Source organism: Kitasatospora sp. NPDC052868, assembly GCF_044547105.1.
Lineage (GTDB): Bacteria > Actinomycetota > Actinomycetes > Streptomycetales > Streptomycetaceae > Kitasatospora.
This window is the reverse complement of the sequence record NZ_JBITZW010000007.1, coordinates 52,425-71,945: the sequence shown is the minus strand read 5'-3', so window position 1 is coordinate 71,945 and position 19,521 is coordinate 52,425. Positions and strand designations below refer to the sequence as shown.

The following is a 19,521-nucleotide window of genomic DNA, read 5'->3' as shown; positions in this document are numbered from 1 at the left end:
GTACAGGTCGGGTCCGATCGGGTCAGGTCGGCTGGTCAGGAATCAGCGCACCAGACGGGCGAAGGCCCGGACGTCGCCGACGAACAGCTCGGGCTGCTCCAGCGCGGCGAAGTGCCCGCCGCGGTCGAACTCCGACCAGTGGGCGAGCGTCGGGAGGATCTCCTCGGCCCACCGGCGAACCGGCCGGACGGCGTCCTCGGGGAACACCGCGACCCCGACCGGCGCGGCGAGCGGCCAGGGGCCGGCCCAGGTCTGGACGAACTCGGAGTCGAGACGGTTGGACTCGTAGTAGAGCTGGGCGCTGGACCCGGCCGAGGCGGTGAACCAGTAGAGCGCGACGTTGGTCAGCAGCCGGTCCCGGCTCACCACGTCCTCGGGAGTCGACTCCGCCGCCGACCACTCCTTGAACTTCTCCACGATCCAGGCAAGTTGACCGACGGGCGAGTCGGTCAGACCGTACGAGAGGGTCTGCGGCCGGGTGGACTGGATCTTCCGCCAGCCGGCCCCGTCCTGCTCGAAGTGCATGGCGAACGCCAGCCGGGCGTGGTCCGCCTCGTCCAGCTGCGCGAAGGCGGCCTCGTCCTGCGGCGGGAAGGTGGCGAGCATGTTGACGTGCACGCCCGCGACGTGCACCGGATCGGCCAGACCGAGCTGCAGGGAGATCGGCATGCCCCAGTCGCCGCCCTGCACCACGTACCGCCCGTAGCCGAGCTGGTGCATCAGCTCGGCCCAGGCGCGGGCGACCCGGGCGGTGTCCCAGCCGGTCTCCTGCGGGCGACCGGAGAACCCGTAGCCCGGCAGCGAGGGGATGACCACGTGGAACGCGTCGGCGGGGTCGCCGCCGTGGGCCCGCGGATCGGTCAACGGGCCTATCACGTCGAGGAACTCGACGAAGGAGCCCGGCCAGCCGTGGGTGAGGATCAACGGCACGGCGTCCGGCTCGGGCGAGCGCACGTGCACGAAGTGGATGTCCACCCCGTCGATCTCGGTGAGGAACTGCGGGAAGGAGTTGAGGTGTTCCTCGGTCTTGCGCCAGTCGAACCCGGTGCGCCAGTACTCCGCCAGCTCCTTGAGATAGCCCTGCGGGACACCGCGCTGCCAGCCGGTGCCGGGGAGTTCGCCCGGCCACCGGGTGGCCGCGAGCCTGCGGTCCAGGTCGTCGAGGGCTGCCTGTGGAACATCGATACGGAAGGGACGCATATGCCGATTCCTCTCAGCTGGACAGTTCGCCGGACCGGGCCGGCGCCGGGGCGGCGGGCGGTGCGCCGACCGGGCGGCGCAGCGAGTGCCGCAGGACTCGCAGCAGGGTGCCCGGCCGCATCAGCGACTCGGGCGTGTCGACCAGCCCGGCGGCCCGGATGAAGGCCGCGGTCAGTTCGGCGTCATGGGTGGCCCCGTGGTGCAGCCGGTTCACGTAGGCGTTGGCCATCCGGATCTTGGGCGTCCGGCGGCCCTCGACCCCGCGGTAGCCGAGGTCGGCTCCGGCCGCGAAGTCCCAGGGGGCGTCGATGACGGTGGCGATCTCGGTGAAGAACTGCCGGGCGTCCGGCAGCGCGCCGCGGCGCAGCCGGTCGCGCAGGGCGAGCGCTTCGAGGCCGGCGACGGTCATCCCCTGTCCGTAGACCGGGTTGAAACTGCACACCGCGTCGCCCATCACCAGGAACCCGTCGGGGAACCGCGGCAGCCGCTCGTAGTGGCGCCGCACGCTGGCCGGGTACTTGAACATCACCGCGTCGTCGATCGGCTTGGCGTCCCGGATCGCCTCGTAGATGTCCGGGACGGGCAGCGACCGCGTGTACGCCAGGAAGCCCTCGGGGTCGGTGGGCGGGTGGTCGCCGAGGACGCCGGTGAGCGACAGCTCGACCCGGTTGTCCTCGCCGGGCAGCCGGTAGAAGAAGCCGCCGCGCGGGTGCGCCGGGGTGGCCACCGGGATGATCGCCAGGTCGTCGCCGAACGGGTCGGAGTCCAGCTGGAAGTGCCGGGTGGTGTAGGCCAGGTCGATCTTGACCCTGGTCTCCTCCGGGCGCGGGTAGCCCAGTTCCTCCAGCCAGACCGGGGTGCGCGAGCCGCGGCCGGTGATGTCGAGGACCAGGTCCGCGTGCAGCACCTCGGGCGAGCCGGAGCCCTGGCGCTGGACCCGGGCGCCGGTCACCCGGCGCCGGTCGGCGGTGGTCTCCAGCCCGAGGATGTCGTACTGCTCCAGGAAGGTGATCCCGGGTATCGCCTGGACCCGGCCGCGGACGTGGTACTCCAGCACCGGGCGGGTCGCCGGGACGGACAGCAGTCCGGTGTGGCCGGAGGCCAGCCGGTAGCCGTTGAAGTACCAGCGGATGTCGCTGCTGAAGTCGCCCGGCCGGACGCCCGCCGTCCGCAACTCCTCCGTCAGGCCGGGGTACAGGCCCTCCAGGACCTGCTGGCCGCGGGCCACCAGGCCGTGCGCGTGCCGGCCGTGCGGGACGCCACGCCGGGGGCCGGCGACCCCGCTCAGCTCGTCCCGGTCGACGACCAGGACCTCCGCGAACGACTCGGCGAGCACGGTGGCGGCCAGCAGCCCCGCCATGCTGCCGCCGAGGACGACCGCACGGTCTCCGACGTGGGTACCCATCGCCGGCACCTCCTCTCGTGGCTCGGAATCAGGCGGCGGCGATGGGGGTGTTCTGGTAGGACGCGATCCGCCAGTCGCCGCCCTCCTTGGCCAGCACCCAGGTCGCCCGGATCGCCCGCTCGGCCGACACCTCGGTGTCGCCGGGGGCCAGCACGCCGCCCCGGGTGACCACCAGGGCCACCCCGTCGGCCAGCGACCGGAGCGAGACCGGCCGGCCGGTGACCCGGGTGCCCTTGAAGGGGCCGGCGAACGCGCGGGCCATGAAGCCGCGGATCTCCTCGCGGCCGGTGAGGAAGACGTCCCCGGGGAGGATCAGCGTCCCGTCCTCGGTGAAGGTCTCGGCGAACCGGTCGGCATCGTGCTCCGCCCAGGCGGCGACGATGAGTTCGGGGACGGCGCGCAGCGCTTCGACGGTGCTCGGCGAGGGGGACGAGGAGGACGAGGGAGTGGCGGACATGGCTTTTCTCCTTATCCGGCGGTCCACGGCCGCGGATGGCCGTGGCCAGATGACGCACAGCCTCACACCGGCTCCCCGCACGCTGCATCTCCCCGATTGCGCTGGACCGGCGGGCCGGCGGAGCGGACCGGTCCACGCCGCAATCCCGGAGATGCGGCCGCCGCACGCGGCTGCCAGCCTCGACAGGGCCGATCAATGACTGCGGCCCGGACGGTCGGCCGCACTGCCGGGCCACCCGTTCCCGAGGAGCCCCGATGACGTCCAAGGAATCCCCGTCGAGGGAAGAACTCGTCAACCGGGCCGTCGAGTTGGTGCCGGTTCTGGAGAAGAACGCGCACTGGCACGAGCGGCACCGCCGACTGTCCCCGGAGACCGTAGCGGCGCTGGAGGAGTCCGGACTGCTCAAGCTCCGGGTCCCCACCCGCTACGGCGGTTACGAGTCCGACATGCGCACGGTGGTCGATGTGATCTCCGAACTGGGCCGTGGCGACGGATCCACGGCCTGGGTGATGTCGGTCTGGGCGATCAGCTCCTGGATGGCCGGGCTGTTCCCGGACGCCGTCCAGGACGAGATCTTCGCCGCCCCCAACGTGCGGGTGAGCGGCATCCTGAGCCCGACCGCGGTCGCCGTCCCCGCCGAGGGCGGTGTCGTGCTGAACGGCAAGTGGTCGTTCAACTCCGGTGCTCTGCAGAGCTCCTGGAACACCAACGCGGCGGTGCTGATGACACCGGAAGGACCGCAGCCGATCATGGTGGCGGTCCCGCTGGCCGATCTGGAGATCATCGACGACTGGCACACCGTCGGCCTTCGCGGCTCCGGTAGCGTGACCACCGTCGCCGCCGACCTGTTCGTCCCCGAGGCGCGGGTGCTTCCGATGGTGCCCGTCCTGATGGGGCAGCACCGCTCCCTGGCGAACGCGGACTCCCCGATCTACAAGGCGCCGTTCATGCCCACCGCCTGCGCCACCATCAGCGCTCCCGCGCTCGGGCTGGCCAAGGCGGCCAAGCAGGCGTTCTTCGAGCGGCTCCCCGGCCGGAAGATCAGCTACACCTCCTACGAGAGCCAGGCCGAGGCCCCGCTGACGCACCTCCAGGTGGCCGACGCGGTGACCAGGATCGACGAGGCGGAGTTCCACGCCCACCGCGCGGCCGCCCTGCTGGACAGCAAGGGCCCGACCGGCGAGGCCTGGACGCTGGAGGAGCGCGCCCGGATCCGGCTCGACCTCGGCGCGGTCTGCCGGCGCGCCAAGGAGGCGGTGGACATTCTCAACACCGCCAGCGGCGGCTCCTCGATCTACACCACGGTGCCGATCCAGCGCATCGAGCGGGACGTCCAGACGCTCAACCTGCACGCCATCCTGCACCCCAACACCAACCTCGAGCTCTACGGGCGGATCGCCTGCGGGCTCGAGCCCAACACGCTCTACCTGTAGCAGGCACCTGCGTGGGCAGGGCCGCGCCCCGGCCGGCCCTGCCCACCCGCCTGCCCGCACCCGTACTTGCACCCGTACTCGTACTTGCGCTCGTACCAGCACGCGTATCCGTATCCGTATCCGCCCGCCCCTCGGAGGCCACCCGTGGAACCCCATGCCCCCGTCGTCATCGACCGCGCTGGATGCGACATCCACGCCGAAGCCGCCCGGATCCGGGCGAACGGCCCGGTGTCCCGGATCGAACTGCCCGGCGGCACCCTCGCCTGGTCGATCACCGACCACGCGCTCGCCCGGCAGGCCCTGGCCGACCACCGCTTCTCCAAGGATCCGCGCAAGCACTGGACCGACTTCGCCGAGGGTCGGATCGGCGAGGACTTCCCGCTGATCGGCTGGGTCCTGATGGACAACCTGACCACCAGCCACGGAGCCGACCACACCCGGCTGCGCCGGCTGACCTCCAGCGCCTTCACCCCGCGCCGGGTCGAGGCCATGCGGGCCAGCGTCGAGAAGGCCGTCGCCGACCTGCTGGACGAGCTCGACACCTGCGAGCCCGGCGAGGTGGTGGACCTCAAGACGCGGTTCGCCCGTCCGGTCCCGGCCCGGGTGATCTGCGACCTGTTCGGGGTGCCGGCCGAGGAGCGCGCCCAGCTGCTGCGCGGTGGCGAGGTGAACATCGACACCACCATCACCCCGGAGGAGTCGGCCGCCAACGTCGCGCAGTGGCACCGGGAGATGGAGGAGTTCGTCGACGCCAAACGCCGCAGCCCCGGGGACGACCTCACCAGCGACCTGGTCCAGGCCCAGGAGGAGGACGGCTCCCGGCTGACCGACTCCGAACTGGTCGGCACCCTGCACCTGTTGCTCGCCACCGGGACGGAGCCGGTGATGAACCTGCTCGCCAACGCGGCCCGGGCGCTGCTCACCCACCCCACCCAGCTCGCCCTGCTCAAGAGCGGCGCGGTCTCCTGGTCGGACGTGATCGAGGAGACGCTCCGCGCCGAGGCCCCCGTCGCCCACCTCCCGTTCCGCTTCGCGGTGGAGGACGTCGAGCTCGGCGGGGTCACCATCGCCAAGGGCGATCCGGTACTGATCAACTTCGCGGCGGTGGGCCGCGACCGGACCGTGCACGGCGAGAGCACGGACGCCTTCGACGCCGCCCGGCCGAACAAGGAGCACCTCTCCTTCGGCCACGGCATCTACCGCTGCATCGGCATGCCGCTGGCCCGGATGGAGGCCGAGGTCACCCTCTCGGCGCTGTTCGAGCGGTTCCCCGACATCGAACTCGCGGTGCCCGGCGATGAGTTGGCACCGCAGGTGACGTTCATCATGAACGGCGTCCAGACCCTGCCGGTCCGGCTGACGCCGCAGGCCCGCTGAGTGGAAAGGGTGGATGCGCGCATGAAGGCAGCAGTCGTCCCCTCGATGAAGGCCCGCTGGGAGCTCACCGAGATCCCCACCCCGAAGGCCGGTCCCGGCCAGGTGCTGGTCCGGGTCCATGCCTGCGGGCTCTGTCACAACGACCTCTGGGTCAGCCAGGGGGTCTTCCCCTTCCCGCCGCTCGACCCGGTGGTCCTCGGGCACGAGGCCGCCGGGGAGGTCGTCGAGGTCGGCCCCGGGGTGACCACCCGCCGGGTCGGCGACCGGGTCGGCACCACCTGGGTGCAGTCGACCTGCGGCCGGTGCGACTACTGCCGGCTCAACCTCCCGCTCACCGGGCAGTCCGGGATGAACTGCTCGGAGTCGGTGATGACCGGCCTCACCGTCCAGGGCGGCCACGCGGAGTACGTCGCGGTGGCGGCCGGGAGCACGGTGCTGCTGCCGGACGCCGTGTCGTACGAGGTCGCCGCCCCGATGCTGTGCGCCGGGTACACCGCGTGGAGCGCGCTGCGGGCCGCCGACCCCAAGCCGCACGAGCGGGTGGCCGTCCTCGGCATCGGCGGACTCGGCCACCTGGCCCTGCAGTTCTCCCGTGCCTGCGGCTTCGAGACCGTCGCCGTCACCCGCTCGGCGGACAAGCACCCGCTGGCCCGGACCCTCGGCGCGGACCACGTGGTCGCCGACGGCGAGCAGCTGAAGGAGGCCGGCGGCGCCGACGTCATCCTGGTGACCGGCACCTCCTACCGGACGGCGAGCGAGACCCTGCCGGGCCTGCGCCCGCACGGCCGGATCGTGCTGGCCTCCATCGACCCGGTCAACTCCTTCACCATCCCGCCCGGCAGCCCGTTCTGGGCGCAGCGCCAGCAGGTCGTCGGTGCCACCCACAACGGCCTCGGCCTGCTCACCGAGGCACTGGACCTGGCGGCCTCCGGGGCGGTCACGCCCCTGGTCGAGAGCTATCCCAAGGAGCGGGTCGCCGAGGCCTTCGACCGGGTCGACCGGGGTGAGGCGCGGTTCCGCGCGGTCGTCAGCTATGCCTGACGGTCCGTCGGCCGCGCTCTCGCGCCCGGGGCTCCGCCCTGCGGCGGTCGCCGACTGAACACCCGTACACGGCGGTGGGTCGGGCTGTCCTCCAGCCCGGCCCACCGCCGCCGTGTGCGCGGTGGCCGCCAAGGTCACATCTCCAGGCCCTGCTCGAACATCACCTGGCGGACCTCGACGCCGGTGTGCCGGGCGTCCGGCAGCAGCGCGGCCAGCTCGATCGCGCGCTCCCTGGTCTCGACGTCCACCAGGTAGTAGCCGCAGACGAACTCCTTGTGCTCCAGGTACGGGCCCTCGCTCAGCAGCTGGGCGCCGTCGCGCACCTTGACGGTCGTGCTCTGCACCGGCTCCGCCAGCGCCTGGGTGGTGACCAGCTCGCCCGACTCGCGCAGCATCCTGGTGTACTCGCCGTGGCCGGAGTAGACCGCCTGCTGCTCGTCCTCGGAAAGGCCGTTCCAGAGCACCGGGTTCATGTGCATGACCAGCATGTACTTCATGATTCCTACTCCTTGCGGCCGTGACGCCCCGGGGCGCTTTCGGGGCCCTGCACAGGAGACGTCGGAGCCGGCGGCCCGCCCTCGACATCCCCCGCCGCGGACTTCCGGGAAATCTCTCCGGCCGTCCCCGGCGGGCGAACCGGCCCGGCGGGTGAACAGACGGCCCCGGGAACGAAAGCGCGCGGCCGGCCGTGGAGTACCACGGCCGGCCGCGCGCTCGACGCCAGGTCAGCGGACCAGTTGGGCGGCCCGGGGGCCGGTCCGCTCGAGCCACCAGTGGGCGACCAGCAGGTTGACCATCCACCCGGTCCAGTTGGCCACCTCGATGAGCGTCATCACGTCGATCCCCAGGCCCGGGAAGGCCTGCATCAGCTCGCTCATCACCCGGCCCCAGCTGGTGCCGAGGGCCATCGCGAAGCTGTAGAGCATCCAGCGGCGGTGGTCGACGTACCTCCGCTGGAGGGCGGCCCGGAACCCGAGCAGGGTGGTGACCAGCCAGAGCAGCCCCATCATGGCCAGGCCCATCTGGCCGAACGGCGCGGTGGAGTAGGGCAGGAGCACCAGGGCCAGCAACCCACCGGGAAGCACTCCGGCGTAGACGTACACCCGGCCGCTCATCCGGTGCACCGCCGGGTAGTGCCGGCGGATCCACGGCACGACCTGGAGGAAGACCGTCACCAGCGAGATGTTGCCGAACACGACGTGCGCCACCAGGACGGCGTAGTGCGCGGGGAAGCCCGGGTCGAGCGGGATGCGGGCCTGGTGCGAGTCTCCTGTCAGGTAGCGCGGGAAGGCGTAGATCAGGTTGAAGACCACGAGGACGGCCAGTGCTGTCACCCATGGGCTCTGCCACCAGCTCGGTGCGCTCGACGTCTTCCCCGCATCCGGTGTTGCGCGCCTCGGCCCGGTGGTCACGCCACCGGACCGGTCCGTTTTCTCTGTCACCCGCTGATCCTCGACTTTCGTTTTCCAGTAGGGTCAGTGGTGGTATTCACCGGCGTTGACGTCCAGGCAGTGCCCGGTGACCGCGCGGGCCAGCGGGGACACCAGGAAGAGCACCGTGTCGGCCACCTCGTCCGGTTCGGGCAGCCGGCCGAGGTCGAGGCCGGCCGCGATCTCGTCGTAGATGTCCTGGACGGTGACTCCGCGCTGGGCGGCCCAGTGGCCGAAGCCCTCGCGAAGTGCGTCCGCCCAGATGTAGTTCGGGGCGATGGTGTTCACCCGGATGCCCTTCGGGCCGAGCTCGCTGGCCAGGCTCTGGGCCAGCGACAGCAGGGCGGTCTTGCTCATCTTGTAGGCGCCGAACGGCGGCCTGGAGTGCCGCAGCACCCCCGAGTTGACCATGACGACGGAGCCGTGGCTCTCCGCCAGAGCGGGGGTGAACAGCCGGGTGAGCCGCAGTGCGGCGAACACGTCCGTCTCCAACCCCGCCCGCACGGCCGCGAAGTCGACCTCGCCGAGCTCGACCATCGGGGGCACCGCGAAGGCGTTGTTGATCAGCGCGTCCACCCGGCCGAAGGTGTCCGTCGCCGCCTTCACCAGGGCGGCGGCCGAGGAGTCGTCGGTGATGTCGGTCGGCACCACCAGCGCCCGCCGCCCGGTCTGCTCCACCTCCGCGGCGATCTCCGCGAGCCGGGACTCTGTCCGGGCGGCGAGCACCACGTCCGCTCCCGACTGCGCGGAGCGCAGGGCGATCGCCCTGCCGAGGCCGGGACCGGCCCCCGAGACCACGACGACCTTGTTCTCAAGCATCCTGAGCCTCCATCGAATCGTATGGACCGTGCGGAAGTTCGATCGACAGTGCGTGGCGGAACACGTTCCGCGGGTCGTACGTCTGCTTGACCTGCTGCAGGCGCGGGTAGTTGGCGCCGTAGTAGAGCGTCGACCAGGGCACCCCCGAGGTGTTCCGGGCGGGGTCGGCCAGGTCGGCGTCGGGGTAGCCGATGTAGGTGCCGTCGCCGTCGCCACCGGGGGCGGGCACCCCGCCGCTCTCGGCGTACACGTCGTGGTAGAAGGCCCGGACCCAGGCGAGGCTCGCCTCGTCCTGGTCGGCGGACTGCCAGAGGCCCGCGCAGTAGAGGGCCTTCAGGACCGAGTCCCGCTGGACGGTCGCGGTGGCGTCGGGGGCGACGGTGTTGACCCTCCCGCCGAAGCCGGCGAGCACGAGGCAGGACATCGGGTTGGTGTGCTCCGGGTCGCTCAGGTAGGTCCAGATCACGCCGAGCTGGTGATCGGTGAAGCCCCTGCGCAGATAGCCCGCCTTGTCCTTGTAGCGCCCCTTCGGATCGTTCGGGAAGCTGTACGAGGGCAGCCAGGAGCTGTACCAGGGGACGACCTCGGCGCTGTGCACCGCGGGCTCCACCCCGACCCCGGCGGTGACGCTGTCGTAGTGCTCGGCGAACACCTTCTCGGCGTCCGGCCCTTCGTGGTCGATGACCACGGTCATCCCGAACAGCTCGGAGCTGCGGTGGGTGACGATCAGATTGCTCCACAGGCCGGCCGCCGGCGAGTCCGCGTCGTCGTTGTTCTCGTACCAGGTGCCGTAGTTGCGCAGCAGCGTGCCGAGGGACTGCTCGGTCATCGCGGCCCAGGGCCACATGACCGTCCGCTTCCACACCCGGGCCGGCGCCTTGGGCAGCAGTTCGGCCGGGTCGTCGGAGTCCGCCCCCGGGGTGCGCAGCCAGTACCTGGTCACCACACCGAAGTTGCCGCCGCCGCCACCGGTGTGGGCCCACCAGAGCTCGCGGTTCGGGTCGTCGGCGTCGGACGTCGCCACGACCGCCCGGGCCCGGCCGGACTCGTCGACCACCACGACCTCGACGGCGTACAGGTGGTCGACGACCAGGCCGTCGCGGCGCGAGAGCGGGCCGTAGCCGCCGCCCGCGATGTGGCCGCCGGCGCCGACCTCCAGGCAGGTGCCGCCGGGGACCGTCACGCCCCAGCGCTTGAACAGGGCTCCGTAGACCTCGCCCAGTCGGGCGCCGGAGCCGACCGCGATCGCGCGGCGCCCGGGGTCGTGGGAGATGCCGTCGAGCTGGGACACGTCCAGCAGCACCTCGATGTCGGGTGCGGCGGTGAAGTCCTCGAAGCAGTGCCCGCCGCTGCGCACCGCGATCCGCAGGCCGGCCGCCACCGCCTGGTCGACGGCGGCCACCACCTCCTCGGTGGAGGTCACCAGGCGGACCTGGCCGGGTTGTCCGACGAAGCGGTGGTTGTAGCCCTCGACGAGGTTCTCGTACCTGCGGTCCCCGGGCCTGATCACCACCGGCCCGGTCGAATCAACGGTCGTGTCAGCCATGCTCGTTCGTCCCTCCTGGGGCCTCTGCCGCACCAGACCTTCGCATGGCGCGGCCGAGCGCCACATCTCGTGGATTGCGGTGTGGTGGGGCCGGTGTGACGGGCGGGCGCGAGTGCCGCCGACGCCAAAGCAGGAGGCGGCGGGCGGCTCCAGAGCCGCCCGCCGCCCGGTCCGGCCCCGCCCGCCGGACGTCCCTGATGCGGCCGCCCCCGGGCCGCGGTTACGCTAGGCCAGGCCGGTCCGCGCCGCGGCGAACAGCTCGGGTGCCACGTCCTGGGCCATGGCCGCCGCCGACTGCCAGCCGACCTCGTGCGCGTTGCCGACGCCGCCGCAGAGCAGCACGAACCGGCGGAACCCGGCCGTCACCAGCGCGTCCAGCTTCGCCTTGACGGTCTCGACCGAGCCGACCAGCGCGAACGGGTTCTTGAGGTAGGACTCGGCCGAGGCCTCGAACACCCCCTGCACACCGGTGCTGCCGTCCTTCGCCAGCTCCTCCAGCGGGCTGTCACCGGGGACGGCCCCGGCCATCCGCGCCAGATATCCCGAAGCCGCTTCGATATGCGAGACAAAGCCCTTCCGTACGATCTCGGCGGCCTCCCGATCGGTGTCGGCGACCACGGTGAAGCAGCTCGCGGCGACATTCGCCATGGACAGTTCGTGCCCGTTCTCCGCGCCGATCTCCTCGTAGCGCCGCAGGCGCCCGACCATCTCCTCGACGCTGATCTTGGACATGCCCCCGGCCGCCGGGTCGAGGTTCAGTCCGGTGAACACGTCCCAGCCGCGGCGCGCCGCGGCGGCGAGGGAGCCGTCCGTCTCGGCCGCCACCCACACCGGCACGCGCTCCTGGACCGGCCGGGGCCAGACGGTGACCTTCGCGGTCTCGACGTCCTGGAGGAACCCCGCCGAGGTGGGGGTGAGATCGGCCTTCGCCACCGGGTGGTCGATCCGGTTGAGGGCGCCGTCGATGAGGTCCACCGCGTGCTCGAACGCGGCGCGGTCGCCGCGCCGCCCCACGCCGACCTCCAGCCGGCCGCCGGACAGCACGTCGACCATGGCGAACTGCTCGGCGAGGTGCAGGGGGTGGTGCAGCAGGGCGAGGTTCACCCCGGAGACGATCCGCGCCCTGGTCGTCCTCGCGGCGAGCGCGGCCAGCATGATGTTCGGGTGCGGGGAGAGCGAGGACGGGCCGAAGTGCTCCGGGACGCTGAGGCCGGCGTAGCCGAGGCGCTCGGCCTCGACGCAGTGGTCGAGGTAGCTCTCGTAGATTCGGGCCCCGAGCTTGGGGTCCCACTCCTCCGGCAGACGCGATCCCGGCGGCGCGTAGGTGAGGTTGTCCCAGTAGACGAACTTGACGACGTCCGGGTCCTCGGCGAGTGTTCCCATTCGGTGGATCCCCTCTGATCGCAAAAGGCTCGCAGCGGATTTTTCTCAAATCTATCCAGGCCCTGACGGCCCGTCATCTTCCATATTGCCCAGGAGTTTTTCGAGCACCACGGGCCCGGAGTGTCCCGCCCTGCCGCCCCGGATTTCCGGGGCGGCACATCCGGGGGGCCGTGCTCCCGGTCGGGCGCCGCCCGGTTCAGTCCGTGCCGGACTCGCCGAGCGAACGGGCCAGTTCGGCGGCGTCCGCGCGCACCTGGTCGCCGATCCGGGGCCGCTGGCCGGCGTCGGAGTACTCCCGGGGGGTGCTGCCGCTGATGCGGCGCAGGACGGTGATGCTGTTCTGCCGCAGCTTCCGGCTCTCCAGCAGGTTCAGCAGCTCGAACTCGCCGGGCCGCAGCCGCTGGGTCTCGGCGATGTACTGCAGGATCGCCTCGCCCTCCGGGTAGGTCATCAGGTAGTGCATGACCACGATCCCGCCGTCGGGGGCGATCAGGTCCCAGAAGTTCTCGAAGAAGTAGAGGCAGTCCCAGGCGTCGACCCAGGCGAAGTCGATCGGCCGGAACTCCTCCGGGAGGCGGCCGACGGCCCCGCGCATGTCGGAGTTGACCACGGAGACCCGTTCGGTGAGGCCGAGTTCGGCCAGCACCCGGCCGACCTCGGCCGCCGAGGAGCCGGTGTCAGAGAGGTCGTCGATCGCCACCAGCCGGGGCCGGTAGGGCTCGCGGTAGCCGGCCGGCAGCAGCAGTGCGGGCTCGGTCTCGATCCACTCCTCGTCGAGCTCCCGGCCGTCCGCGAGGTACGGCAGGGTCTTGCGGGTCAGGGCGGCGGCCTCGGTCTCGGCCAGCGCCTCGGCCTCGGCCAGCGCCTTCGCCAGGAACGGCGTGGTGTAGCCCATCCCGACCTCCAGCACCCGGCTGGGCCGGGCCAGGTGGATCAGGTGGGAGAGCAGCGGCGCCACCACCTCGGTTCCCATGCCCGGCACCCGCAGCCGCTCCACCGCCGCCCGGAACCGCTCGTCGGAGACCGCGTCACGCGCCATCGGCCGCCCCCCTGCCCTTCTGGTGCTCGATGGCCTGGTAGAGCGCCTTGATGTTGCCGCTGCCGAACGACCGGGCACCGCGCCGCTCGATGATCTCCAGGAACAGGGTGCCGCGGGCGTGCACGGACCGGGCGAAGATCTGGAACAGCTGCCCGTCGTGGTCCTGGTCGATCAGGATGTTCAGCCGCTCCAGCTCCGGCTCCGAGTGCCGCAGCGGGGTGAGCCGGTTGGAGAGCAGCCGGTAGTACGCCTCCGGGGTGGTCAGGAACTCGATGCCCCGGGCGGCGACCTCGGCCACCGAGGTGACGATGTCGGGCGTGGTGAAGGCGATGTGCTGCACCCCGGGCCCGCCGTGGTCCTTGAGGAACTCGTCCAGGTGGCCGCTGACCTCGGCCTGGTCAGGCTCGATCAGGGTGAAGATGACCGCGCCGTTCTGCACCACCTTGGTGATCATCGCCTGGCCGTTGGCCTCGATCCGCTCGGTGAAGACGAGCTCGAAGTCGAGGGCCTCCCGGTAGAAGGCGACCGTCGCGTCGATCTGCCCCGGCTCGACGCAGATCGCGAAGTGGTCGACCTGCTGGAGGCCGCAGTCCCTCCCGGCCGGGTCGGCCTGGACCGGCTCCAGGCCGGGCAGTTGCCGCTCGTCCGCCCGGGCCGTGCGCTGGACGAAGGTGTGGGCGATGTCGCCGACGCCCATCACGGTCGCGGTGACCAGCTCGCCGTGTTCGGCCGGCTGCGCGACCGGTCGGGCGCCGCGCCCGACCGCCGCGGCGAAGGCGGCCCGGGCGTCCGGGACCCGCAGTGCGATGTCGGCCACGCCGTCGCCGTGCTTCTCGACGTACGCCGCCCCCGGGTGGTCGCCGACCAGCGGCTGGCTGAGCAGCACCCGGATGCCGTTGCGGCCCAGCGCCACCGAGCGCAGATCCGGTGCCTGCGGCGGCGATCCGGCGTACACCTCCAGGCCGTAGCCGTCGACCAGCCATGCGGTGGTGACCGCCAGATCGGCGACGTAGCAGGCGATGTGGTCGACGAGCATGCCTTCGAAGGTCTCCTGGCCCATGCCGATTCTCCTTTCTTGACGCACTCTTGACGTATCGTCAGTTGTCCGGTTGCCTCGGCCGGCGCCCGGCGCGGCCGCCCGGCCGCAGGTCGGTCCAGTGCTCGTTCACGTAGCCGAGGGACGCGGCGCGGTCGGCCGGGCCGTGGACGGCCGTCCAGCCCGCCGGCGCCTCGGCGGCGGCCGGCCAGAGCGAGTGCTGGCCGTCCGCGTTGACCAGGACCGCGAACTGCGCGTCCGCGTCGTCGAAGGGGTTGGTCATCCCTGCTCTCCCTCCAGCCGGCCCAGCAGGCCGTCGAGGCCCGCCACCGTCGGGGCGTCGAAGAAGTGGGTGATCGTCAGGTCGACGTCCAGCTGTGCCCGGATCCGGCTGACCAGCCGCATCGCCGCCAGAGACTGTCCGCCCGCCTCGAAGAAGCTGTCGTCGATGCCGATCTCGGGCGCCTCCAGCACCTCGGCGAAGAGCGCCTGGAGCTCCCGCTGCCGCTCGGTCAGCGGCGCCCGGCGGGCGGTGCCCGAGCCCGCCACCGGCTCGGGCAGCGCCCGCCGGTCCAGCTTGCCGTTGGGGGTCAGCGGCAGCGCCGGGACGGCCACGAAGGCCGTCGGCACCATGTAGGCGGGCAGCAGCTCCACGGCGTGCGCCCGCAGTGCGCCGGCCTCGACCTCGCCGGCCTCCGGGACGTAGTACGCCACCAGGCGACGCTCCCCGGCCTCCGACTCCCGTGCCACCACGGCGACATGGGCGAGGCCCGGGTACTGCGCCAGCGCCGCCTCGACCTCGGCGGGCTCCACCCGGAAGCCCATCACCTTGAGCTGGTCGTTGGCCCTGCCGAGGTACTCCAGTCCGCCGTCCGGGGCCGTGCGGACCAGGTCCCCGGTGCGGTACATCCGCTCGCCCGGCGCACCGAACGGGTCCGCCACGAAACGCTCGGCGGTGAGGTCCGGCCGGCCGAAGTACCCCCGGGCCAGGCCGCGTCCGGCGATGTAGAGCTCGCCCACCGACCCGGGCCGCACCGGCCGCAGCTCCGCGTCCAGGACGTGCAGCCGCACATCGTCCATCGGGCGGCCCACCGCCACCGGCCCCGCCGCCCGGTAGGGGGCGGACATCGGCGCACTGGTACTGAACAGCGTCGCCTCGGTCGCGCCGTACATCGCCCGTACCACCAGGCCCGGGTTGTGCTCCAGCACCCGCTCGACGGCCGCGGGCGCGATCACGTCGCCGCCGGTGAGCACCTCCCGGACCCCGGCGAGAGCGCCCGGGTCCTCCTCGGCCAGCACCCGGAAGAGGCCGGCGGTGAGATGGATGCCGGTGATCCGCTCCTCGGCGATGAGCCGACGCAGGGCGTGCACGTCGAGGTCCCCGGGCGGGCCCACCACGATCCTGCCGCCGTGCAGCAGCGGCACCCAGAGTTCGTAGGTGGAGACGTTGAAGGCGTAGGGCGCCACCATCAGCACCCGCTGGTGCCGGCCGTCCGCCCAGATCGAGTCCAGCGCCAGGCCCAGCACGTCGCGGTGGGTGATCGCGACGCCCTTCGGCACTCCGGTCGACCCGGAGGTGTGGATCACGTAGGCGAGCCGGGCGCCGTCGTGGTCGGTGTCCAGGGCGTGCGACGGGTAGTCGGACAGCCCCTTCTCGCCCTCGACCACGACCACCTCGGCGCCCTCCGGCAGACCGCGGCCGCGCATCACCTCGTCGGCCAGCAGCACCGGCGCCGCGCAGTGCTCCACGATCCACTGCTTGCGCTGCAGCGGGTACGTGCTGTGCAGCGGGAGGTAGCAGCCGCCCGCCTTGAGCACCGCCAGGATCGCCACCACCAGGTCGACGGAGCGTTCCATCAGCACCGCGACCGGAGACTCGGCGGATACGCCGAGTTCGACCAGCCGGTGTGCCAACCGGTTCGACCGCTCGTCCAGTTCGCGGTAGCTCAGCCTGACCTCGCCCGACGACACGGCAATGGCATCCGGTGTCCCGGCCGCCACTTGCGCGAAATACCCGTGAATAGAAGGGGAAACCACCATGTCCTCCGATCCGCCCGATCGCGACGGCCTGTCATCCTGGAATTCCAGACTGCTGCCGGCGCGCCTTACCTGTCATCTCCGGGATTGCCGTCAGGGGCCTTTCGTCAACTGTCGAGAAGCCGGTGCACGGAATCACTCAGATCCGCGAAGGAAGACAGATCGGGTACCGTCCAACCGTTCACGTCGTATTCGGCCAGGCATTCGTCGACCAGGGCCTTGTAGGAGTCCACCTGGCCGTTGGCGAGTTGGGCGAAGAGCAGCTCGACCCGGGTGTTCTCGTGGTTTCCGGCGTAGTTGCGCTCGTAGAGTTCGTGGCGTCCGCCGAACTCGCTGCCGACGGCGTCCCAGAGCAGCTTCATCAGCTTGACCCGCTCGACCGCGTCGACGCCGCCGGAGCCGCGGATGAACCGGTCCAGATAGGGCCGGATCTCCGGGTTGGCGAAGTCCTTGGCGCTGGAGTTCACATAGATCAGGCCGCTCGCCACGTCCTGCAGCACGATCTCCCGGATCCGCGGGTAGCCGACCTGCATGAACCAGCGGTAGGCCAGCCCGTACTGGGAGTTGGGCAGGACGGCACCGTTGCGCCAGGCGATCGGGTTGCGGGCGGCGGCGTCCGACAGCCCCCAGAACAGGTTGCGCCAGGCCAGCACCTCGCCGAGCCGGCTCTGCACGCCGCGGAAGTCGCCGCTGCCGGTGATGTCCAGGGCCTTGGCCAGCAGGCCGGCGATGAAGTCGAGCTTCACCCCCAGCCGGGTGCAGCCGTGGAAGGTGAACCGCTCCATGAAGCCCGACTGCCCGGTGAACATCCTGATCTTCTCGGGCTGGCCGTAGATGAAGACGTTCTCCCAGGGGATCAGCACCTTGTCGAGCACCAGGATCGTGTCGTTCTCGTCCAGCCGGGAGGACAGCGGGTAGTCGAAGGGACTCCCCATCGCCGCCGCCGACGCGCTGTAGGACGGGCGGCAGATCAGCTTCATCCCCGGCGCGTTCATCGGCACCGTGGCCACCAGCGCGAAGGTGCGGTCCTTGATCGGCAGGCCGTGGTGCGCGATGAAGTTGTAGTGCGTCAGGGCGGAGCCGGTGGCGACCGCCTTCGCGCCGGACACCACCAGGCCGGCGTCGGTCTCCTTCTCGGCGTGGATGAAGACGTCGGCCACCTTGTCCGGCGGCAGGCTGCGGTCGACCGGCGGGTGCACGATCGCGTGGTTCCAGTAGAGGACCTTCTCCTGCGACTCCGCGTACCAGCGCCGGGCGTTGTCCGCGAACGGCTCGTAGAAGTCCGCGTTGGCACCGAGCGTGCCGAGGAAGGAGGCCTTGTAGTCGGGGCTGCGGCCCATCCAGCCGTAGCTCATCCGCGCCCACGCGGCGATCGCCTGCTGGTCCCCGACCAGGTCCTCGGCGCTGCGCGGGGTGGTGAAGAACCGGTGGGTGAAGCCCTCGCCGCCGCTGTCGACCGGCGCGGTCAGGACCGCCTGGTGCCGGGGGTCGTGCAGGGCGTCGTAGAGACGCGCGGTCATCCGGACCGGATTGTGGAAGGCCGGATGCGCGGTGACGTCCTTGATTCGATCACCGTAGAGATAGATCTCCCGATCGTCGCGGAGGCTCTCGATGTATTCCGCCCCGTTAAGCGGGCGGGTCCCGCTCCCTTTACCCTCGGCGGCTTCCCGGGCTTCGGCCATCAGACGTTTCTCCTTGCTGCCAATTCACCGGACGGTCCCGAGCCTGGCAGCCCCGGGCAGCGTCTGCTTCTCCCAGATTGCGCGCTTCCCACACGCCCGACCGGCCGGGTCAGCAAGGCCGGAGATGCCCGACCCGGGTCGGGGACGGATCATGAGCATCTGGATTACCCGGCCAGCCGCAGGAGGACGCCAGAATGAGCAGCCGAATCAACATCGACGTGGTGGTGCCGCATTACCCGTTCATGCCGTTCTTTCTCGACCAGACCCGGGAGTTGGCCGAGAAGTTCATGGCCGGACACCCCGAGTACGTGATCCGGGTCAGCGGCGAGGACTGGCTCTCCGTCCCGCAGGTGGTCCACGACGCGGTCCGCCAGGGCTCCGTGCCGACCATCGCGCAGTACTTCTACACCTCGGCCCAGGAGGCCCGCGACGCCCGGAAGCCCGACGGGTCGCCGCTGTTCACCTCGGTCGAGCGGGCGATCGCGGGGCGTACCGAGATCCTCGGCGAGCCGGTCGTCCTCGGCGACGTCGCGCCGGCGGCCCGCCAGTACTACACCTACGACGGCGAGGTGGCGGCCATGCCGCCGCTCACCTCGACCACCCTGCTCTATGCCAACACCACCATGCTGGAGCGCGCCGGGATCACCGAGGTCCCGCAGACCTGGGCCGGCATCGAGGCCGCCTGCCGAGCGGTGACCGCGCTGCCGGACGGGCCGGGCCACGCGATCACCTGGCCCAACCACGGCTGGCTGTTCCAGCAGTCGGTGGCCCAGCAGGGCGCGCTGCTGGCCGACCACGACAACGGCCGCTCCGGCCGGGCCGAGACGCTACACCTCGACTCGGACGCGATGCTGGCCTACGTCGGGTGGTGGCGGCGGCTGCACCGGACCGGCCTGTACCGCTTCCACGCCAGCCGGGTGAACACGGAGGTCGACTGGGACGCCAACTTCCGTGCCTTCGCCGACCAGCAGGTCGCCTTCACCCTCACCACCTCGGTCGAGGCGGCTCGGATGGCCCAGGCCGGCCGGGACGGCGGCTTCGAGGTGCAGGCCTGCCGGATGCCGTACAACGAGCAGGTGCCCTACGCGGGCAACGTGATCGGCGGGGACGCACTCTGGCTGGCGGCCGGCCTCAGCCCGGAGGCGCAGGACGGCGCCCTGGCCTTCATGCAGTACCTGAACACCCCCCGGACGGCGGCCGACCGGCACCGGGCCACCGGGTTCATCCCGGTCACCGGCGGCGCGATCGAGCTGCTGGACCAGGAGGGCTGGTTCCACCGCAACCCGCACTTCCGCACCGCGCTGGACCAGTTGGCCGCCAACGACGGCTCGCCGGCCGCGCGGGGTGCGCTGCTGGGCGACTTCGCCGGGATCCAGGACGTCATCACCAGCGCCATGCACGACGTCCTGGTCACCGACGTGGACCCGCGCGCCCGCTTCGCCCAGGCGAACGCGCAGGCCCAGGAGCTGCTGGACCACTACAACGCCGCCGCCCGCGGGGAGCGCCCCCGGGGGCCGATCAGGGTCGGCTAGGTCCCGTCCGTCGGACAGGACCCAACACTGCGGCCGGGTCCGACAGTTCGCGCCGACCAGGGAGCGCCCAGGGCGCCCGGCGGAAACTGTCGGACCCGGCCGCG

17 protein-coding genes are annotated in these 19,521 nt (G+C 71.5%); 4 read left to right on the top strand and 13 right to left on the bottom strand.

Going from position 1 to position 19,521, the window contains the following annotated elements; all coding sequences use genetic code 11:
- Nucleotides 1–42: 42 nt before the first annotated feature.
- From ACIGZJ_RS14170 to ACIGZJ_RS14160, 3 genes are read right to left on the bottom strand one after another with little or no spacing between them, the layout of a single operon-like run.
- A complete protein-coding gene (locus ACIGZJ_RS14170; RefSeq protein ID WP_396457435.1) occupies nucleotides 43–1,200 on the bottom strand; it encodes an epoxide hydrolase family protein in 1,158 nt (385 codons plus the stop codon).
- A gap of 13 nt (nucleotides 1,201–1,213) precedes the next feature.
- Entirely contained in the window at nucleotides 1,214–2,605 is a 1,392-nt protein-coding gene (locus ACIGZJ_RS14165) for an NAD(P)/FAD-dependent oxidoreductase (RefSeq protein WP_396457434.1), read from the bottom strand.
- A gap of 28 nt (nucleotides 2,606–2,633) precedes the next feature.
- Nucleotides 2,634–3,062: an SgcJ/EcaC family oxidoreductase gene (locus ACIGZJ_RS14160; protein ID WP_396457433.1), complete on the bottom strand. Its 429-nt coding sequence runs from the start codon at nucleotides 3,060–3,062 to the stop codon at nucleotides 2,634–2,636.
- Between the two features lie 254 nt (nucleotides 3,063–3,316).
- Between ACIGZJ_RS14160 and ACIGZJ_RS14155 the strand changes: the two genes are divergently transcribed.
- The 3 genes from ACIGZJ_RS14155 to ACIGZJ_RS14145 all read left to right on the top strand — a co-directional run bounded on the left by ACIGZJ_RS14155 (nucleotide 3,317) and on the right by ACIGZJ_RS14145 (nucleotide 6,913).
- The gene (locus ACIGZJ_RS14155; RefSeq protein ID WP_396457432.1) at nucleotides 3,317–4,495 is read left to right on the top strand and encodes an acyl-CoA dehydrogenase family protein; all 1,179 of its coding nucleotides are present in this window, start codon (nucleotides 3,317–3,319) and stop codon (nucleotides 4,493–4,495) included.
- A 144-nt stretch (nucleotides 4,496–4,639) separates the two neighbouring features.
- Nucleotides 4,640–5,872: a cytochrome P450 gene (locus tag ACIGZJ_RS14150; RefSeq protein ID WP_396457431.1), complete on the top strand. Its 1,233-nt coding sequence runs from the start codon at nucleotides 4,640–4,642 to the stop codon at nucleotides 5,870–5,872.
- A gap of 21 nt (nucleotides 5,873–5,893) precedes the next feature.
- Complete coding sequence (locus ACIGZJ_RS14145) at nucleotides 5,894–6,913, top strand: alcohol dehydrogenase catalytic domain-containing protein (RefSeq protein WP_396457430.1); 1,020 nt, start codon at nucleotides 5,894–5,896, stop codon at nucleotides 6,911–6,913.
- Between the two features lie 134 nt (nucleotides 6,914–7,047).
- On the opposite strand, the gene ACIGZJ_RS14140 is transcribed toward ACIGZJ_RS14145, so the two are convergent.
- From ACIGZJ_RS14140 to ACIGZJ_RS14095, 10 genes are all read right to left on the bottom strand, one after another.
- The gene (locus tag ACIGZJ_RS14140) at nucleotides 7,048–7,410 is read right to left on the bottom strand and encodes a YciI family protein (protein WP_396457429.1); all 363 of its coding nucleotides are present in this window, start codon (nucleotides 7,408–7,410) and stop codon (nucleotides 7,048–7,050) included.
- A 228-nt stretch (nucleotides 7,411–7,638) separates the two neighbouring features.
- The gene (locus ACIGZJ_RS14135; protein WP_392932356.1) at nucleotides 7,639–8,247 is read right to left on the bottom strand and encodes a DUF2306 domain-containing protein; all 609 of its coding nucleotides are present in this window, start codon (nucleotides 8,245–8,247) and stop codon (nucleotides 7,639–7,641) included.
- Between the two features lie 141 nt (nucleotides 8,248–8,388).
- A complete protein-coding gene (locus ACIGZJ_RS14130; RefSeq protein ID WP_392932355.1) occupies nucleotides 8,389–9,162 on the bottom strand; it encodes an SDR family oxidoreductase in 774 nt (257 codons plus the stop codon).
- Entirely contained in the window at nucleotides 9,155–10,708 is a 1,554-nt protein-coding gene (locus ACIGZJ_RS14125; protein WP_396457428.1) for an FAD-binding protein, read from the bottom strand. The genes ACIGZJ_RS14130 and ACIGZJ_RS14125 overlap by 8 nt, the downstream gene beginning before the upstream one ends.
- A 225-nt stretch (nucleotides 10,709–10,933) precedes the next feature.
- Nucleotides 10,934–12,091 (bottom strand): LLM class flavin-dependent oxidoreductase, encoded by a 1,158-nt coding sequence (locus ACIGZJ_RS14120; protein WP_396457427.1) that lies wholly within the window; start codon nucleotides 12,089–12,091, stop codon nucleotides 10,934–10,936.
- Between the two features lie 196 nt (nucleotides 12,092–12,287).
- On the bottom strand, nucleotides 12,288–13,130 hold the full coding sequence (locus ACIGZJ_RS14115) for a class I SAM-dependent methyltransferase (RefSeq protein ID WP_396457426.1): 843 nt from the start codon (nucleotides 13,128–13,130) through the stop codon (nucleotides 12,288–12,290).
- A complete protein-coding gene (gene hppD, locus ACIGZJ_RS14110) occupies nucleotides 13,120–14,190 on the bottom strand; it encodes a 4-hydroxyphenylpyruvate dioxygenase (protein ID WP_396457425.1) in 1,071 nt (356 codons plus the stop codon). The genes ACIGZJ_RS14115 and hppD overlap by 11 nt, the downstream gene beginning before the upstream one ends.
- Nucleotides 14,191–14,227: 37 nt before the next feature.
- Nucleotides 14,228–14,449: an MbtH family protein gene (locus tag ACIGZJ_RS14105; RefSeq protein WP_396457424.1), complete on the bottom strand. Its 222-nt coding sequence runs from the start codon at nucleotides 14,447–14,449 to the stop codon at nucleotides 14,228–14,230.
- Complete coding sequence (locus tag ACIGZJ_RS14100; RefSeq protein WP_396457423.1) at nucleotides 14,446–16,206, bottom strand: non-ribosomal peptide synthetase; 1,761 nt, start codon at nucleotides 16,204–16,206, stop codon at nucleotides 14,446–14,448. The genes ACIGZJ_RS14105 and ACIGZJ_RS14100 overlap by 4 nt, the downstream gene beginning before the upstream one ends.
- 104 nt (nucleotides 16,207–16,310) lie before the next feature.
- Entirely contained in the window at nucleotides 16,311–17,885 is a 1,575-nt protein-coding gene (locus ACIGZJ_RS14095) for a 4-hydroxyphenylacetate 3-hydroxylase family protein (protein WP_392932342.1), read from the bottom strand.
- A 194-nt stretch (nucleotides 17,886–18,079) separates the two neighbouring features.
- On the opposite strand from ACIGZJ_RS14095, the gene ACIGZJ_RS14090 reads away from it, so the two are divergent.
- The gene (locus tag ACIGZJ_RS14090; protein ID WP_396457422.1) at nucleotides 18,080–19,417 is read left to right on the top strand and encodes an extracellular solute-binding protein; all 1,338 of its coding nucleotides are present in this window, start codon (nucleotides 18,080–18,082) and stop codon (nucleotides 19,415–19,417) included.
- Nucleotides 19,418–19,521 lie beyond the last annotated feature (104 nt).

Bases quoted from the DNA above. Each gene is read 5' to 3' on its own strand.
- ACIGZJ_RS14170 (WP_396457435.1), bottom strand. From the start codon at position 1,200: ATGCGTCCCTTCCGTATCGATGTTCCACAGGCAGCCCTCGACGACCTG.
- ACIGZJ_RS14165 (WP_396457434.1), bottom strand. From the start codon at position 2,605: ATGGGTACCCACGTCGGAGACCGTGCGGTCGTCCTCGGCGGCAGCATG.
- ACIGZJ_RS14160 (WP_396457433.1), bottom strand. From the start codon at position 3,062: ATGTCCGCCACTCCCTCGTCCTCCTCGTCCCCCTCGCCGAGCACCGTC.
- ACIGZJ_RS14155 (WP_396457432.1), top strand. From the start codon at position 3,317: ATGACGTCCAAGGAATCCCCGTCGAGGGAAGAACTCGTCAACCGGGCC.
- ACIGZJ_RS14145 (WP_396457430.1), top strand. From the start codon at position 5,894: ATGAAGGCAGCAGTCGTCCCCTCGATGAAGGCCCGCTGGGAGCTCACC.
- ACIGZJ_RS14140 (WP_396457429.1), bottom strand. From the start codon at position 7,410: ATGAAGTACATGCTGGTCATGCACATGAACCCGGTGCTCTGGAACGGC.
- ACIGZJ_RS14130 (WP_392932355.1), bottom strand. From the start codon at position 9,162: ATGCTTGAGAACAAGGTCGTCGTGGTCTCGGGGGCCGGTCCCGGCCTC.
- ACIGZJ_RS14125 (WP_396457428.1), bottom strand. From the start codon at position 10,708: ATGGCTGACACGACCGTTGATTCGACCGGGCCGGTGGTGATCAGGCCC.
- ACIGZJ_RS14120 (WP_396457427.1), bottom strand. From the start codon at position 12,091: ATGGGAACACTCGCCGAGGACCCGGACGTCGTCAAGTTCGTCTACTGG.
- ACIGZJ_RS14115 (WP_396457426.1), bottom strand. From the start codon at position 13,130: ATGGCGCGTGACGCGGTCTCCGACGAGCGGTTCCGGGCGGCGGTGGAG.
- hppD (WP_396457425.1), bottom strand. From the start codon at position 14,190: ATGGGCCAGGAGACCTTCGAAGGCATGCTCGTCGACCACATCGCCTGC.
- ACIGZJ_RS14105 (WP_396457424.1), bottom strand. From the start codon at position 14,449: ATGACCAACCCCTTCGACGACGCGGACGCGCAGTTCGCGGTCCTGGTC.
- ACIGZJ_RS14100 (WP_396457423.1), bottom strand. From the start codon at position 16,206: ATGGTGGTTTCCCCTTCTATTCACGGGTATTTCGCGCAAGTGGCGGCC.
- ACIGZJ_RS14095 (WP_392932342.1), bottom strand. From the start codon at position 17,885: ATGGCCGAAGCCCGGGAAGCCGCCGAGGGTAAAGGGAGCGGGACCCGC.
- ACIGZJ_RS14090 (WP_396457422.1), top strand. From the start codon at position 18,080: ATGAGCAGCCGAATCAACATCGACGTGGTGGTGCCGCATTACCCGTTC.